Here is a 17288-nt window from a genome sequence, read left to right on the forward strand (position 1 = left end):
AGTCAACCAGAATAGATTACTCACCATGCACCCCTCAAAAACTCTGGGGCTTGAATCATGCAAACAAGATCGCGGCAACCATATTAACGGGTCCAGAGCCTAGGCAGCTCGATAATCCAGGGCTTCGATGACTTCATTGATGTCACCTACGTCCAATTACGGGCATGAGCAACCGAACGACGGTTAACGTGACAACACCCCTGTGACAGTTAAGTTTACGGTGCCACCCCGGAAGATCGAGAGAAAAAGGTGGCGGGCACTTGCCCGCCACCCTGAGATCAATTCTGTCCAAGTTCCGTCAGGATGTAATTGGCAATCGCTGCCAGGTTGGCTTCACCCAGATAAGCCTGCGGCGGCATTTCGGGGAAACCTTCCCGCTTGACGACTGGTGCTTTGATATACTCGATCATCCCGTCCGGGTTGTCCTTGTACAACGCCTGGATCGACTGCATCGACGGGCCGTGCAGAACCGAACTGTAGGTGTGACATCCGGTGCAGACCGCGAGATAGGTCAGACGGCCTTTTTGTTCTGCTGTATAGACCGGCTCGTCTGCGCCGCCTTCGAGCATTGCGGTTTCATAATTCGCAAGTTCCTCTGAGGTGTCACAGGCCTCCCAGCGCTTGGTTCCCAGCGTGGAGACACCTTCCTGTTCGACGATGCAACTGCCGCGGCCCTTGCCAGCCGCAAACACATCGACATTCGAGGCACCTGCTTGTTTGCTCATGTTGCCCAGTATGCCGGTCGGATCCTCACCATTGCCACTGAAAGTGTTCTCAAGAATCCGCATGCCATCGGTAAACGGATCAACCTTGGGATCGGTCGCGACTCCCAGAAGCTGCTGATCCGCGATCAGAATCCCACTTGTCCCGTTGTTCTTGATCTCGTTGTTAACAATCGTAATACCGTCGGGGCCAAGAATACCGATGCCGATACCTTGCGGAACGCCAGCGGCCACCGAGCTTGACGGCGCAAAGTTCGGCAGATTGTTATCCTCAATCAGATTGTCGCGGATCACCATGTCGTAGGAATCCTTGACCGGCAGGCCCGGGATCAGGGTCAGCGTGATGCCGGCAGTGTTGCCATAGGTGTGGTTGTTCGCCATCAGACCGTTGCGGGTGTTCTCGAACTCCAGCCCCATGACGTTGCCGAAGGCGATATTCTCGATCACGTCGATATTGTCCGACATGCCGACATAGATGCCTGCATCTTCGGCGCCCGTGACGGTATTGCCCTGAAGCAAGCCGTTGGTGCCGTATTGCGGGAAGATGCCGTAAAACGCCCCTTCAACGTAATTGTTCAGGATTTTGAAGTTGTTGGCACCCTGAGTCATGATGCCGTTGCCTTTGTAGCCTTTGACATAGAAGCCTTCGATCGTCGAGGAATGGCCCGACGTGATGAGCCCATCGTTCAGAATGTACTCGCCATCCATCACGGCCCAATTGTCGCCATCTCGCAAGCCGCGCAGAGTGATATTGGGTTTGTCGATATAGACCGTTTGGTTATAGACACCGGGCTCGACCAGCACGGTGTCGCCTTGCTGGGCTTGATCCACGTAATCCTGAATGACAGCGCCCGATGGAACCGTCCATTCGGCGGCTACGACCGAACCGGCCAGAGCGGTTGTGCACAGAAAACTGCTGACGATCAGCTTGGTTTGCATAGTTCTCTCCTAAGTTTTCAATTCAGATCGTTCGTGTCCTGGCCGGTGAACGGATTTTCGCTGTTATGACGCAGTGAGGCCGCTGTTCTCCGCTCGAGGAGTTCCGGATTCCCAGCCAGCATGGCGTTCCTGCTTTCGGCAAACCGATCGACCATTTCGGTCTGTTCCAAACGGTGGGCCAGCCCCCCCAGAAACTGCATGTCATCGACATAGTCCTGAGGGTTTATCGTCGCCGGGTCCACCTCAAGCGCGGTCGCAAGCACCGTCAGGGCCTTGTCGGTCTCGCGCTCGCCCATATAGGCAGCGACCAGAGCCCGGTGCACCGACAGGTCATCCGGATTCAGAGCATTGGCGTTTTCAAGCAGTTCGATCCCGCGCGGGGCATCGCCGCCTACGGCTTCGGACAAGGTGACCAGAATCTGACCCAGCATCAACTGGCCGAGCCCATCCAGCGCCTCGGGGTTTTCCGCAACGGCGATCTCCAGATCCGCTTTGGCTGCGTTCCGTGCCGCACTCTTTTCTTGGTCGGTGCTCTCGCGCAGCGTCGAGGCCAGTTGATAGGCAGCCCGCAGAATGCGCGCTTCGGTCAGTTCCGGCAGGATCGGGTCGATCTTTGCGAGGATCACCTCGGAGCGGTTGCGGTTCTGCGTCCATCGCACGTGCAGATCGGCAGCGGATTCAACCGGAAGGTACAGACCAGCCGCGTCCTTGTCCAAGACTTCGAAATACTCGATATGCGCTTTCAGAACCCCCAGGTGCTGTTCGATATCAGCGGTCGAGGAAGCTTCGGTCAGACTGGCAGGCAAAGAGATTTCGTCAAGCGCCTGCGACCCGGCCTTAAGGGCGCACCCCATCTCGACCTCGTCCCATTTCTTGCCGCCAGCGGCCTCGAAGACGGCAATCTTTGCATCCTGACCCTCGATCGGATCGCATTTGATGCGCTCGGCCGCAGCGGCACGGGCCTGTGCCAGATTTTCCGGCGACTCATTCTCGGACAGTACCGTTCCAGACTGGGCGGACGCGGGAAGGGCCATCATGCAACCGACAGTACATAATGCCAATGCGCTTGCTATGTACCGTGATGATCGTGCCATGTTTCCTCCAATTGATTTAGTACCCCGACCCGGGCGTCAGGCCCGGGACGAGTGCGTGTGATCCGACCCGCAGCAGCATTTCAGCTTCATCTCTGGACAGCAGAGCGACTATCTCGGTCACCTCCTCGTTGGGTCACTGCGGCGGTCTGCCGATATAGACCGATCGGGTATGCATACCCGGTTGGATGAGAGCACCGGTTTGACCGCAAGCGTCGAACCGACCAAAGCGGCAGTGCTCAGAGAACGGCTGACGATCAGCTTGGTTTGCATAATGCTCTCTTAAGTTTTCATTTCAGATCGTTCGGGTCCTGTCCCGTGAACGGATTATCGCCGTTATAACGCAGTGAGGCCGCTGTTCCCCGCTCGAGGAGTTCCGGATTCCCGGTCAGCATGGCGCTCCTGCTTTCGGTAAACCGATCGGCCATTTCGGTCTGTTCCAAACGCTGGGCCAGACCGCCCAGAAACTGCATGTCATCGACATAGTCCTGAGGATTTATCGTCGCCGGGTCCACCTCAAGCGCGGTCGCAAGCACCGCCAGGGCCTTGTCGGTCTCGCGCTCGCCGATATAGGCAGCAACCAGAGCCCGGTGCACCGACAGGTCATCCGGATTCAGAGCATTGGCGTTTTCAAGCAGTTCGATCCCGTGCAGGGCATCGCCACCCAGAATCTCCGGCAGCATGACCAGAATCTGACCCAGCATCAACTGGCCGAGCCCATCCAGCGCCTCGGGGTTTTCCGCAACGGCGATCTCCAGATCCGCTTTGGCTGCGTTCCGTGCCGCACTCTTTTCTTGGTCGGTGCTCTCGCGCAGCGTCGAGGCCAGTTGATAGGCAGCCCGCAGAATGCGCGCTTCGGTCAGTTCCGGCAGGATCGGGTCGATCTTTGCGAGGATCACCTCGGAGCGGTTGCGGTTCTGCGTCCATCGCACGTGCAGATCGGCAGCGGATTCAACCGGAAGGTACAGACCAGCCGCGTCCTTGTCCAAGACTTCGAAATACTCGATATGCGCTTTCAGAACCCCCAGGTGCTGTTCGATATCAGCGGTCGAGGAAGCTTCGGTCAGACCGGCAGGCAAAGAGATTTCGTCAAGCGCCTGCGACCCGGCCTTAAGGGCGCACCCCATCTCGACCTCGTCCCATTTCTTGCCGCCAGCGGCCTCGAAGGCGGCAATTTTTGCATCCTGACCCTCGATCGGATCGCATTTGATGCGCTCGGCCGCAGCGGCACGGGCCTGTGCCAGATTTTCCGGCGACTCATTCTCGGACAGTACCGTTCCAGACTGGGCGGACGCGGGAAGGGCCATCATGCAACCGACAGTGCATAATGCCAATGCGCTTGCTATGTACCGTGATGAACGTGCCATGTTTCCTCCAATTAATTTAGTGCCCCGACCCGGGCGTCAGGCCCGGGACGAGTGCGTGTGATCCGACCCGCAGCAGCATTTCAGCTTCATATCTGGACAGCAGAGCGACTATCTCGGTCACCTCCTCGTTGGGTCACTGCGGCGGTCTGCCGATCGGTCGAGGTGCCGATATAGAACGACCGAGATGAATACCCGGTTCGACCGCAAGCATCGAACCGGCCAAAGCGGCGGTGCACAGGATATTGCTAGCGCTCAGCATGGTTTGCATCTCTGTGCTCCGCTGGGTCAGTTCAGATCGTTCGAGTCCACACCCGTGAACGGATTTTCGCTGCCATGGCCAAGCGTTGCCACATCTTTCCGGGTATGCAGCTCTGGCATCTTGTCGAACATGGCGCTGCGTCGTTCAGCAAACTGGGTGACCATCTCGGGCTGATCAAGACGCACGGCCAGACCGCCCAGAAACTGCATGTCATCGACATAGTCCTGAGGGTTCACGTCGGCCGGGTCGATTTCAAGCGCGGCCTGAAGCAAAGCTACGGCCTTGTCATTCTCGCGCACGCCCATATAGGCATCGATCAGCGCCCGGTGCACCGACATATCTGCTGGATTCAGCGCATTGGCATTTTCAAGCAGTTCGATCCCACGCGGGGTATCGCCATCCAGAAACTCCGGCAGCGTGACCAGAATCTGACCCAGCATCATCTGGCCCAGCCCATCCAGCGCCTCGGGTTTTTCCGCCACAGCGATCTCCAGATCCGCTTTGGCTGCGTTCAGGGCATCGCCCTGTTCTTCGGAGGTGCTCTCGCGCAGCGTCGAGGCCAGTTGATAGGCGGCCCGCAGAATGCGCGCTTCGGTCAGCTTCGGGACAATCGGGTCGATCTTCTCCAGGATCACCTCGGCGCGTTCGCGGTTCTGCATCCAGCGCACGTAAACTTCGGCGGAGCGCTCGGCACCCGAATCCAATCTGCCGGCATCCTCCTTAAGAACTTCGAAATACTCAAGATGCCCCCCCAGAACCTCAAGGTGCCTTTCGATATTGTCGACCCGGAAGGTCACGAAGGCCCAGATCAGGTTGGTTGGCAGAGACATTTCATCAAGCGCCTGCGACCCGGCTTCAAGGGCGCAGCCCATTTCGGCCTGTTTCCATTTCTTGTTGCCGTCAGCCTCGAAGGCGGCCATTTTCGCGTCCCAATCCTCGATCGGGTCGCATTTGATGCGCTCGGCCGCTTCGGCACGGAACCTGGCCAGCGCTTCGGGGTCTGCAAGATCGGACATAACCGACCCGGTCTGAGCAAACGCGGGCACCGCGATCAGACAGGCCAGCGTCGAAGAAAGCAGCGCGTGCTTGAAGTTCTCTGTTGATACCCTCATGGTCCTCTCCATTTATTTCATAGCCCCGGTACCGGCGTCAGGGCCTCAGGACGTTTCTCCGGCGCAGTTGGCATCGGAACCTGGACTTCGAGTGCGAACGGAAGGCGACGATATACGCCACATCCTCATTCAAAAGTTCCAGTACCTCGGCCATGCGAACGTGCCGGTGAAGTTTGATATCCTGGCCCTCTGGGGCAACATGTTCCCGTTTAGTGTTAAATAAACCGGCAAGCTTGCAAAGCGATTCGGACAGCCATTGTGGACATAGGGACCGTACGGGTGATGTTACGCTGCGTCGAAATCTTGAAGGGCATTCCCAACTTGTTCGCACGTGCCTGACTGTGGTCTGATATGCGTCCGTCAGGCGGTCATTTCGATTGCGTAGCCCATCCGTAAGTCCAAGGCGTCGGATGTGGCATAACGGGATGATTTGGCGATGATCTGATAACGGATCGGCCTGAAATATCTTCGAAGCTTTTCTGCGCTTACAATCCGAGGATGGTCGAAACGTTTGATCAGGGGGCTGGGTCAAGGCGTTATAAGAACCGCCCAGCGGCTTTTTGCATTTCGCCCATTTGTACCAGGATATCGAGAGCATCTCCATTTGCATCAACGACGCGCCAAATCCAGAACGTCTCACCATTGATTGGGATGACAACTTCATCCAGAGGCCATTTGTCATTGGCGGCGGGCCGATCCCGCTAGATGCAATCGGCGAAACGCTGTCCCCCAAAAAAAATGGCAATACCGTCATAGGACTTCAAAGTACCGTTTGAGTTCCCAATCTGTGACCGCCCGGCCAAACTCTTGGGCCTCAAATATCCGCGATGCCGCGAAGTGTTCAACAAAGGCGGCGCCGAACAAATCTTTGGCTGCTTCGGACCCAGCAAAAAGAATGCCTGCACTTTCAAGATTTGTGGGCAATTGCCGATCTATTGGCACAGGCTGATCATAGGCATTGCCAATCGACGCGGCGCCGGGATCGATTTCGCGTTCGATCCCCAGCAACCCTGATCCTATTGCCGCCGCCATCGAAAGATACGGGTTCACATCCGAACCGGGAATGCGGTATTCCAGTCGCTGTGATTTTTCTGATCCCTGAATTACCCGAATGCCGACAGTCCTGTTGTCCACACCCCAGGTCGCGGATGTCGGCGCCCAATGCCCCGGTGTCAGCCTTGCATAACTATTGATATTGGGTGCGATCATTGCCGCAAATTCGCGCAGGTGCGCCAGTTGCCCCCCCAGAAAATGACGCATGGTCTGGCTCATCTGATATTTCCCGGCAGGGTCAACAAACAACGGCACACCCTCAATGGACCACAAAGACATATGTGTGTGCCCGCTTTGACCCGAAAGTTGCTGGTTCCATTTCGCCATGAAGGTCGCCATCAGTCCGCGCTTTTGGGCTAGAATTTTCATGAAAGCCTTGAAAATTGACGCTTTGTCGGACATCGAGAGCGCATCATCGACAGCAATCGCAGTTTCCACAACACCTGGGCCAGTTTCTGCGTGCAACCCTTCCAGCTCGATCCCGATGCTGTCAAACGTGTCTAAGATGTCTTGATACAGATCTTCCTGCACAATCGACCGCAGTGCTGAATAGCTGAAGTTGCCCGGCGTCAGGGTCTGCAGATTCTTGAATCCCTTTTCTTCCAAACTGTCCGGTGTTTCCTGGAATATGAAGAATTCAAACTCCATCGCTGCATTGACAACAAAACCCATGTCTTTTGCACGCTGAAGCACCCGGCGCAGCACTGCACGCGGACAGATTGCTTCGGCACGCCCGGCAAACTCCGAACTGAAAAAAACCGTCTCATTATCGAACGGCAGGATCATTCCACTTTCAGGAATAATCCGCAGATTGGCATCGGGAAATCCGGTGTGCCAGCCCGTGAATTTCGAGTTGTCATAAAGCGTATCGGCAACGTCCCAGCCCAATACTGCGTCACAAAACCCATAGCCATCGTCCAACGCTGACAGAAATTTTTCCTTTGCCATAAACTTGCCGCGAAACACACCATCCATGTCAAAGAACCCAACCTTGACGTGTTTGGGGTCTTTTTCAGATACATAATTACGGACATCTTCAATGGTCTTCAGATTGAGTTTCTGACCTGTCATTGCGCGAATCCTGAATTAGACGTTTTGGCTTTCAAAGGTGTGAAGAGCTTGCGCAAGCACAATCGCCCAAACCTCTCTTTTCTTTTCGATCCGTAAGGGTTTTCATGGCTCGCAGCATGCAGTCCATCCGCATCGACAACAAAGGTGTCAGGGTGGGTCACGGTGCAATTGCAATCATAGACCAGTCGGATACAGCGTTGCAGAACGGCCAAGCTGTCCATTTTTTGACGGCTTTTCTGTCAGCTGTGCCGCTCCAACGCCCCAGGCGATATGCCGAGCCTGCTCGGCCTTGGACAGGCCGAGCGATCTGAGCGCGTTGGGAATACGGTAACCCGCGTGTTCACATCCGAAAACGAATGCGCCCTTTCCCGTCTTGTTGAACAACTTGACAGGAAAGTGATCTGCCTTGCTCAACAAACCGTGCGTCGGGCTGGGAAAGCCACAGCGGTGGAAATCCCGGGGGTGTTGATCACAGACCGACATCGGCGAAAACGTCGGACATGGTCTCTTCGAGGATATCGAACATCTCATCGATTTGTTCCGTGGTAACGATAAAGGGGGGGCCCAGTACAATGGCTGCGCCCAGTGGCCGGCAGATCAGCCCCTTTTCGAGCGCTTTGTTGGCAATGCGCTCAGAAATTTGCAGATCGCCAGGCAACGCTTCCTTGGTGGATTTGTCCGCGACAAGCTCAACGGCCCCCATCAAGCCAACGCCACGGGCTTCGCCAGCGTATTTGTGCTCGCCCAGTTTGTGGAGACGTTCCATAAAGCGCGGGCTGACCCGGTTGACGTTTTCCAGAAGCCCTTCCTCTTCGAGCACCTCGAGCGCTTTCAACGCGATAGCGCTGCCCAATGGGTTGCCACCAGCGGTGAACCCGTGCGGGAATTCTTCGGCTTGCTCCGAAACGCGGGCCAATTCATCGCTCAGATCTTTACCCAGGATGATCGCCCCCATTGGGAAATATCCAGCGGTGATGCATTTGGACGCGATGATGGCATCCGGCTCCATGTTGTATTTGCCGCTGCCCCACATTTCACCTGTACGCCCAAATCCACAGATCACCTCATCGGCAATGAACGGGATGTCATATTTCCGCAGAATTGGGCGGATCGCCTCAAAATACCCTTCCGACGGCGGGATGACTCCACCGGCCCCCATGACAGGCTCTGCAAACATACCAGCAATGGTATCGGGGCCTTCCTTGATGATCAGCTCTTCGAGGTTGCGTGCAAGACGCTGCGAGAATTCCAGCTCACTTTCCCCTTCCAGCCCAAACCTCCAGTAGTGTGGGCAATCTGCATGAAGGAAACCGGGGAGTGGCAGGCCGAACTCGGCATTGTAGGCCTTGCCGGTCATCGACGCAGACACTGCCGTCACCCCGTGATAGGCGTTCAGGCGCGTGATGATCTTGCGGCGCTGCGGTTGGCCATTGCGCCGGTGCAGCATCCACAGCATCTTGACCATCGTGTCATTCGCCTCGGACCCGGAATTGGTGTAGTAAACCTTGCCTTCAGCAAAGGGCGAGACCTCAACCAGTTTTTCTGACAAAGCCACAGTTGTATCCGCGATTCTGCCGAAAAAGGCGTGGTAACCCGGAAAGCGGCGCGCTTGGGTGCAAATCGTGTCAATCAGACCTTGATGGTTGAACCCCGCAACATTGTTCCACAGGCCAGAATTAGCATCCATGTAGCTTTTGCCATGAACATCAAAGACATGAATGCCTTCGCCGTGCGTCAGAACAACCGGGCCATTTGACTTCAGCGTACCCAGATCAGTGAAGCCATGAAAGACATTGTCCATGTCTCGGTGCTCCCATGAATTTGCAGACAGTTTGTTCATAGCGTGACCTCTATTGTTCTTTTGTATTGTCAAAATACATAAAGCAAGCTTTGGACTTTAGTCAACGCAAAAAACATCAAGCATGAAAGGTGAATTCCGAACACAATCGCCTTGTTGCACAAATCGACTGAGGGATTCACTGTGTGAATCCAGCGTGATAGCGGGGGGCGCCGTAAACTTGACTGTCACAGGTCAGCGAATTCCACTGACCTTGCGGTTAATCCACTGAGACCTATGCAAGTTCACACCAGGTTTGCTCAGCAAGAGACCGCATTTCCCGAAAGTCGGCTGATGTCATTTCGTGGCGGAGCAGATGGAACAGATTGGCTATTGGGTCGTGGATGGATACGAAGCGTTGCAGGCGGCCTGCTGATTTGAACCTCTTCATCACCTTCGCTCGTTGTCGCGTTGGCTGGTGGGAATTCTCAGCACGGTTGTTCACGCCCTTACGTGATTGATGCTCGACACTCGGCATCGTCCTCCGCTTCGCCGCCCGGTACGAGCGCAGTCTATCAGTGATCATGACGCGCGGGACAATTCCCTGCCGCTTGAGCAGCTTTCGCATCAACCGCCAGGCTGCTTTGGTGTTGCGTCGGATCTGCACCAGCACATCAAGGACAAATATGTCTTGGTCAACCGCCCGCCAAAGCCAGTGTTTCTTACCCTGGATCACGATAACGACCTCGTCGGGGTGCCATTTACCATCAAACTGCCCATCTGAGCGGCGCCTGATTGTTCCGGCAAACTGACGCCCGAATTTCTCCGCCCACATGCGGATGGTTTGGTGTGACACGATGATACCGCGTTCTGCCAACAGGTCTTCGACCATACGCAAGCCAAGTGGGAAGCGAAAATACAGCCAGACCGCATGTGCGATCACATCCGGCGGGAAGCGGTGGCGGCGATAGATGCAAGAACTGTTGGTGTTGGCTTTGATGATGGTCATGCGGCCCAATTGCACTTCAACGAGGCCTGTGCATTAAGTTTACGTTGCCGCTCAAACACCTCATCTAAACGCATGGGTTCACAAGATGAAACTTCGACGGCCAGAATCTTGCAACAACTCCAATTGAAGCCCTGAAATTCGACCGCGTGATTTTTCATGTTTCTTCCTTTTGTAGTCGGCGAACCACCGGGCTAACGGTGGCGAGATTGCGTGTTGACATAATGTATTTGAGAGCACTACAAATACACTGTATTTTGCATCACCGTAAAAACATGACCGGTGAGCGCGAAGGGAGAAATCAAACTATGAGTTTCTTGAAGATCGCATCGGCGCACAAAGCGTACAAAACGCCGGAAGGCGGTTTGATACATGCTTTGGACGATGTGTCTCTGGATGTGCGCAACAACGAATTTCTGACGCTTCTTGGCCCGTCAGGATGCGGCAAGACAACGCTGCTAAAATGTATCGCCGGGTTTGAAGATATCGATTCTGGTGAAATCAGCTTCGAGGAGCAGAGCTTGAAGGGCGTGCCGGCTCACCGTCGTCCCTTCAATACGGTGTTTCAGAGCTATGCCTTGTTTCCCCACCTGAGCATTGCCAACAACGTCGGATACGGTCTGGATGTTACTGGGGTTGCCAAAGGGGAGCGAAATAAGCGCGTGGAAGAAGCTTTGGAGCTTGTTGGCCTGGCAGGATTTGGAAGTCGCGAGCCAAAACAGCTTTCCGGTGGCCAGCAACAACGCGTCGCCCTGGCGCGGTCATTGGTGCTGAAGCCCCGGGTTCTGTTGCTGGATGAACCACTGTCTGCGCTGGATCGCAAGATGCGCGAAAACATGCAGATCGAATTGAAGAATCTGCAACACTCTGTCGGGATCACATTTGTATTTGTGACGCATGATCAGGAAGAAGCCCTGGCAATGTCGGATCGGATTGCCGTGGTCGCAAATGGCAAAGTTCAGCAATTGGCGGCTCCGACCGAAATTTACGATGAACCGGCGAATGAATTCGTCGCCAATTTTGTCGGGACCAGCAATATTTTCTCAGGCAAGGTAGTAGCGAAAGACGGTGCGCTCCTGACCATCGAGACGGCAAATCAGCGGCAGGTTCTGGCGACGTCCGATCGCTTTGGCAGGGGCGATCATGTTGAGCTGGTCCTGCGACCTGAACACTTGAAACTGGCGCCAAGTGGCAACGGAATTCCAGAGAGCTGTATCGATGGAACGGTCGAAGCCAGCGTGTTTGTTGGCTCTGATCTGCATCTGCACGTCGATGTCGGCAAAGGCCGCACGGCAATCGTGCATCATCGCCACAACCGTGGAGACGACGGCGAACGGATCGAAGCTGGCACCAGCGTCAAACTTTACTATTCTCCCAACGCAGCTCACCTGATCAAAGCGATTGGGCGCTGACATGACCAGCTCGGACACGATTCTGAAACGCAAGCGACGGTCTTTGATCCTGCTGCTGGCCCCTTTCACGGTCATGTTGTCCGTGTTCTTCCTGGTCCCGCTGGGGATCATGATGGTTTACAGTTTTCTCGAACCCGGCCTGTATGGTGGTGTCGAATGGAACTGGTACCCCTATAATTACGGTCGGATCATCGGGTGGCCGTTGAACGACTACGAAGAGTTTGAACCGATCTACCTGAAGATCTTTCTCAATTCTCTTCAGATCGCCATCATGACGGTGATCGGCACCTTTGTGATTTGCTATCCCGCGGCCTTCTGGGTCAGCCGCATGCAGGGGGCGAAAAAGAACCTGGCCCTGTTCATGATCACCTTGCCGTTCTTCGCCAATCTCCTTGTACGGATCTATGCCTGGCTGTTGCTGTTGCGCCCGACGGGGTTCTTCAACACGGTATTGCAATCCGCAGGTCTGATCATCGAACCACTGGATCTGCTGTTCACCAACTTCTCGGTAATCATTGGCATGGTTTATATCCTGACGCCGTTCATGTTCCTGCCAATCTACGCCAACGTAGAGAAACTGGACTATTCGATGGTCCGCGCCTCACAAGACCTTGGGGCCAACCCGTTGCAGACGTTCCGCCGGGTGATCCTGCCTTTGACCGCGCCCGGGATCATCGGAGGCTCTGTCATCGTGTTCATCCCGGCGCTTGGCAACTTCATCGTGCCGTCCTTCCTTGGGGGGTCGAAAGTGCAGATGACCGGCAACCTGATCGAGCGATCCTTCCTGCAATCGCGTGACTGGCCGTTCGGCGCAGCACTTGCCCTTCTGATCATGGCGTCAGTGGTGGTGCTGGTTGTCTTTCAGCTCAGTCGGCAGGCCAAAGCTGAAGCCCGAGGAGTTTCGTGATGCTCGACAAGATCCTCAACAGCAAGATATGGGCGACCCTTTTCAAGGGTTACGGCTTTCTGTTCCTTGGTTTTCTCTACCTGCCGCTCGGGTTGATCTTCGTTTATTCCTTCAACGCCAACTCGATCAACATGGCCATATGGACGGAGTTTACCTTTGACTGGTACCTGACCATTTTTGGCGGGGCCAGTTCACAATCCTCCTTCGACGCGGCCTTTACGGAATCCCCCGATCGCATCTTTGAGGTCGTGAAACACAGCGTCATCGTTGCACTGTCCGCCAGCACGGTTTCGACTGTCATCGGTACAGCCACGGCCATTGCATTGGCGCGCTACCATTTTGTTGGCAAGCGTTTCTATCAAGCGCTTCTGGTGCTGCCGATGATCGTGCCGGATATCGTTCTGGGGATCGCATTGCTGATCTTCTTTGTCGGGGCCGGTTTCAAGCTGAGCTTGCTGACCATCATCATCGGCCATACGACCTTTCTGTCGAGCTATGTGTTCGTGGTTGTCAGCGCCCGTCTGGCGGGTATGGACACCAGCCTGGAACAGGCCTCGGCTGACTTGGGGGCTGGCCCCATCACAACCTTCCGCCGCGTGACACTGCCGCAGATCATGCCGGGCGTCGTTGGTGGTTTCCTGTTGGCGTTCATCATCTCTCTGGATGACGTGGTAATCACCTACTTCATCGCTGGCGTAGGTTCGCAAACGCTGCCGTTGTTCATTTTGGCGATGATGCGCCGGGGGCTGCGGCCGCAAATCAATGCGCTGGCTGTCCTGCTTCTTCTGTTCACATTCGTTATTGCTGCGATCGGTCTCTACCTGCGCAGCCGCAAATCTTGACCAATACGTAATCCATAATCTGGGAGGAACCAATGAAACGTATTTCAACATCCAAACTGGCAACAGCCGCAGCAGCCCTGACGCTCGTGGCGCCGATGGCTTCAGCCGAGGGCAATCTCGCGCTCTACAATTGGGGGGAATACATCAACCCCGAGGTCATCGAGAAATTCAGCGAGGAGTTCGATGTCGAAGTGACCTTGGACACGTATTCCACCAACGAAGAATTGCTGGCGCGCCTGCAAGCGGGTGCTACCGGTTATGATCTGGTTTGGCCTTCGGTCCACATGCATGACATCATGCAAAAGACCGGACTGTTGCAACCTTCAGGCGTCAACAAGATGCCCGGGTTCGAAAATATCGACCCCGGTTCTATCCGCTCCAAAGAAGACCCAAATGCCGAATATTGTCTGCCTTACGCCTGGGGTGCTGTCGGTATCTTTTACAACAAGGAACTGATCCCCGAGCTGACATCCTGGCAGCAGTTCTTTGACTATGCCAAAGAGAACCCGGGTCGTGTGACCATGTTGGACGATCTGCGCGAAACCATTGGGGTTGGCCTGATCATGAATGGCAACTCGGTAAATTCGACCGACAAGGATGAGATTGCTGCTGCAGAACAGTTCATCCTGGAGCAAAAGCCGAACATCGGCGCGTTCCGCTATGATATCCTGCCGCTGGTCACGTCGGGCGATATGGCAGCCTCGCATTGGTATGTCGGCGCGGTTCTGAACGCGAACCAAAATCCTGATCTGCTGGGCTTTGTTGTCCCCGAAGAAGGTGCAACCATGTATCAGGAGGATATTTGCCTGCTGGCGTCCGCGCCAAATCCGGACAATGCCAAACTGTTCATGCAGTTCATGATGCGCCCCGACATCTCGGCGTTGAACACCGAGCGCCTGACGAATGGCTCTGTGAACACCGCAGCGATTGAACTGCTTCCAGAAGAGTTGAAAGGCCACCCCGCCGTGAACCCCCCAGCCGACGTGCGGGCCAAATTGCAGATCTTCGACGATCTGGGTAAAGACCTGAAGCTTTACACACGCTCCTGGGATCGCATCAAAACCAACTGAACTCTCCCTGCGACTCGCCGGGGCAAGATGTTGCCCCGGCCTTTTTTCGGAGGCATTCATGGCCCGCTATCAGATCACGGATGACGATCTCCCCTTTGCCAGTGAATTCCTGGCAGAGCCGATTGGCTATCACAGCCCCGGTTTGCAACGTGTTCTCAACCGGATGCGTGGGGCGGACTGGGACTTCAAGTATGTTCTGGTGGTCGAAGAACGCCACAGCAAGTGGCGGTTGGGAAAACTGCCCAAGCAACGTGGCGCAAAAGTCGAGATGGTCGACGGAGTTGTCTACACAGATTTGCGCGAGGCCGAGTGCGATATTTTCAAGCGCCGTTGGAGTGACCTGACGGGTCAAGATCTTGAGGCTTTGTTGCCGCACTCCTCGTAAAAGGAAAATGAACCAATGCTGCCGATTGTCGGATACACGAACAAATTGACGGTGGAACCCGGCGAAACCATTGATGTCATGGTAGGCTCGTTCGGAGCAAAGAACTATCGTGCCGATTTTCGCCAGATCATTCAGGGCGATACCAACCCGGATGGCCCGGGGTACAAGGACAAGCTGATAGATCTCGACCTTGGCGGCGATCGCAGGGCATTGGACAAGCCATTTCGACCGGGCTCCTGCGTCCTTATTCCGGGGGTGCACGCGATTGAGGAGGTCAGGGATTTTACGCTGGCGGCTGTCGTGAAGCCGACGCTGCTGGACGGGCGTAAAAGAAGCATCCTCGCGCTTCCCGGATTTGCCGAGATTGGCATTGATGAACACGACAGGCTGACCGGTGTTGCCGGGGGCCAGACCCTTACGAGCACGATGCAAGTGTCGGTTGATCACTGGCACATCGTGTCTCTGAGTTATTGTGCAGACACCAAAGCCTTGTCGCTGGCCATTGCGCAGGATCGTGACAGCACAAGCGAGCCGCCGTGCCCGGAAGTCGTGACGGTCAGCACGGATCTGTCATCGGGCAGGCCGAGTGAGTGTATTATCGCAGCATCGCGTGACGATGACGGCGAACTGACGGGCTTTCTGGATGGCAGAATTGACCGCCCTGCATTTTTTGACACCGCCATCGCGCCAGAGACATTGCGAAATCTGCTTGCGGATTTTTCCTTGCTGCGCCGTCAGCGGTCGCTTTTGGGGGCGTGGGATTTTTCCCGCAAAATGACCACGCGCATGATCTGCGACGTGTCGCCCTATCAGTTGCACGGTCACATCCACAACGCACCAACACGGGCCATGACCGGCTGGTTGTGGAAGGGGCAGGAACTGGATTGGAAGCTGCGTCCTGACCTGTACTCGGCGATACATTTTCACTCTACCGATATGTACGACGCAGGCTGGGAAGTGGATTTTTCGCTCACCATACCCGACGATCTGAAAAGTGGGGTCTACACCGTACGGCTTGTCCCCGACAGCGACGAAGAGGCTGCCTATTACTGCGTATTTGCGGTGCGCCCACCCCGAGACAGGGCCTCGGGCAATACAGTCGCCTTTCTGTTCCCAACCTGCAGCTATCTGGCCTATGCCAACCATCGCCTGGGAATGGATGTGCCGGGAACGGAAATCGGTATGGGCCGCGCTGTCGAACTTGATCGTCATCACATGTTTCTGCAGGACAACCCTGGCATCGGGTTTTCGGTCTATGAAACACATGATGATGACACTGGCGTTTTCCACTCTTCCCGGCTGCGGCCCATCGTAGACATGCAACCAAAGGTGAAATCCTTCCTCGGGGGGTACGGTTCCAATATCTGGCAGTTCAATGCGGATACCCACATTCTGGGTTGGCTGGATGCGATCGATCAGGATTATGACGTCATCACCGACGAAGACATGCACGAAGACGGCTTGCGTCTCTTGCAGCGCTACAATGTCATTCTGACGGGTACCCATCCGGAATATTACACCCGCAACATGATGGAAGCGATGCAGGGGTTCACCGATCGCGGCGGTCGCCTGATGTATCTTGGCGGCAATGGCTTCTATTGGGTGGTCAGCTTTAACGAAGACATGCCGGGGATCATGGAATGCCGCCGGTCCGAGGCCGGTATCCGTCCGTGGGAGCCCGGGCACGGACACTTCTATCACGGCTTTACAGGAGAGTATGGCGGGCTTTGGCGCCGCAATGGCCATCCGCCCAACCACCTGTGCGGCGTTGGTATGACGTCGCAGGGTTTTGATGTGTCGGAACCTTATGTCGTCAGCCCCGAAGCGGAAAACCCGCGTGCAGCGTTCATTTTTGATGGTATCGAAGGGACCCGAATTGGTGACTTTGGCCTTGCCGGAGGCGGGGCTGCCGGACTTGAGGTGGATCGCGCAGACCTTGCTCAGGGCACACCGGAACATGCTCTGGTCCTGGCCACATCGACCCGCCACACCGACATCTACTTGATGACACCAGAGGACTTGCTTGATCCGACCCCGGACTGGAGCGGGACGCAGGCCGACATCATTCGTGCGGACCTGACCTTTTTCGAAACCATCGGCGGAGGTGCTGTCTTTTCGACCGGATCCATAGCCTGGGCAGGGTCGATGGCGTGGAATGGGTACGATAATGAAATTGCCAGAATGACGGAAAACGTTCTGCGGCGATTTGACGATAAAACCCCTTTTGAGTACCCGCAGTGTTAAGGCTGGATTCAGGAAATGTGATTGTGTCAAG

15 protein-coding genes are annotated in these 17288 nt (G+C 55.5%); 6 read left to right on the top strand and 9 right to left on the bottom strand.

Features of this window, described 5'->3' with window-relative positions:
* Positions 1-278: 278 nt before the first annotated feature.
* The 9 genes from M3P21_RS20060 to M3P21_RS20100 all read right to left on the bottom strand — a co-directional run bounded on the left by M3P21_RS20060 (position 279) and on the right by M3P21_RS20100 (position 10400).
* A complete protein-coding gene (locus M3P21_RS20060; RefSeq protein ID WP_249713003.1) occupies positions 279-1661 on the bottom strand; it encodes a parallel beta-helix domain-containing protein in 1383 nt (460 codons plus the stop codon).
* Positions 1662-1678: 17 nt separating this feature from the next.
* Positions 1679-2698 (bottom strand): tetratricopeptide repeat protein, encoded by a 1020-nt coding sequence (locus tag M3P21_RS20065; RefSeq protein WP_249713005.1) that lies wholly within the window; start codon positions 2696-2698, stop codon positions 1679-1681.
* A 344-nt stretch (positions 2699-3042) separates the two neighbouring features.
* A complete protein-coding gene (locus M3P21_RS20070) occupies positions 3043-4062 on the bottom strand; it encodes a tetratricopeptide repeat protein (RefSeq protein ID WP_249713007.1) in 1020 nt (339 codons plus the stop codon).
* Positions 4063-4404: 342 nt separating this feature from the next.
* Positions 4405-5490 (bottom strand): tetratricopeptide repeat protein, encoded by a 1086-nt coding sequence (locus tag M3P21_RS20075; RefSeq protein ID WP_249713008.1) that lies wholly within the window; start codon positions 5488-5490, stop codon positions 4405-4407.
* 536 nt (positions 5491-6026) lie between these two features.
* Positions 6027-6158, bottom strand: a complete 132-nt coding sequence (locus M3P21_RS22810) for a DDE-type integrase/transposase/recombinase (protein WP_373320090.1) — start codon at positions 6156-6158, stop codon at positions 6027-6029.
* Between the two features lie 82 nt (positions 6159-6240).
* The gene (locus M3P21_RS20085; protein WP_249713010.1) at positions 6241-7614 is read right to left on the bottom strand and encodes a glutamine synthetase family protein; all 1374 of its coding nucleotides are present in this window, start codon (positions 7612-7614) and stop codon (positions 6241-6243) included.
* Positions 7615-7788: 174 nt separating this feature from the next.
* The gene (locus M3P21_RS20090; protein ID WP_249713012.1) at positions 7789-8028 is read right to left on the bottom strand and encodes a hypothetical protein; all 240 of its coding nucleotides are present in this window, start codon (positions 8026-8028) and stop codon (positions 7789-7791) included.
* A gap of 55 nt (positions 8029-8083) precedes the next feature.
* Complete coding sequence (locus tag M3P21_RS20095; RefSeq protein WP_249713041.1) at positions 8084-9454, bottom strand: aminotransferase; 1371 nt, start codon at positions 9452-9454, stop codon at positions 8084-8086.
* A 232-nt stretch (positions 9455-9686) separates the two neighbouring features.
* Positions 9687-10400: an IS6 family transposase gene (locus M3P21_RS20100; RefSeq protein WP_249713013.1), complete on the bottom strand. Its 714-nt coding sequence runs from the start codon at positions 10398-10400 to the stop codon at positions 9687-9689.
* 305 nt (positions 10401-10705) lie between these two features.
* Between M3P21_RS20100 and M3P21_RS20105 the strand changes: the two genes are divergently transcribed.
* Genes M3P21_RS20105 through M3P21_RS20130 form a run of 6 tightly spaced genes read left to right on the top strand, consistent with a single transcriptional unit; the run spans position 10706 to position 17257 of the window.
* Positions 10706-11809 carry an ABC transporter ATP-binding protein gene (locus M3P21_RS20105; RefSeq protein ID WP_249713015.1) on the top strand — a complete coding sequence of 368 codons (1104 nt, stop codon included), beginning with the start codon at positions 10706-10708 and terminating at the stop codon, positions 11807-11809.
* A 1-nt stretch (position 11810) separates the two neighbouring features.
* Positions 11811-12716 carry an ABC transporter permease gene (locus M3P21_RS20110; protein WP_249713017.1) on the top strand — a complete coding sequence of 302 codons (906 nt, stop codon included), beginning with the start codon at positions 11811-11813 and terminating at the stop codon, positions 12714-12716.
* Positions 12716-13558 (top strand): ABC transporter permease, encoded by an 843-nt coding sequence (locus M3P21_RS20115; RefSeq protein WP_249713019.1) that lies wholly within the window; start codon positions 12716-12718, stop codon positions 13556-13558. The genes M3P21_RS20110 and M3P21_RS20115 overlap by 1 nt, the downstream gene beginning before the upstream one ends.
* 32 nt (positions 13559-13590) lie before the next feature.
* Positions 13591-14628, top strand: coding sequence for an ABC transporter substrate-binding protein (locus tag M3P21_RS20120; RefSeq protein WP_249713021.1), 1038 nt, complete (start codon positions 13591-13593; stop codon positions 14626-14628).
* Between the two features lie 58 nt (positions 14629-14686).
* Positions 14687-15013, top strand: a complete 327-nt coding sequence (locus M3P21_RS20125; RefSeq protein ID WP_249713023.1) for a N,N-dimethylformamidase alpha subunit family protein — start codon at positions 14687-14689, stop codon at positions 15011-15013.
* Between the two features lie 15 nt (positions 15014-15028).
* Positions 15029-17257: a N,N-dimethylformamidase beta subunit family domain-containing protein gene (locus M3P21_RS20130; RefSeq protein WP_249713025.1), complete on the top strand. Its 2229-nt coding sequence runs from the start codon at positions 15029-15031 to the stop codon at positions 17255-17257.
* The last annotated feature ends 31 nt before the right edge of the window (positions 17258-17288 follow it).

The sequence above is a fragment of the Ruegeria spongiae genome, assembly GCF_023502395.1.
In the GTDB taxonomy this organism is placed as follows: domain Bacteria; phylum Pseudomonadota; class Alphaproteobacteria; order Rhodobacterales; family Rhodobacteraceae; genus Ruegeria_C; species Ruegeria_C spongiae.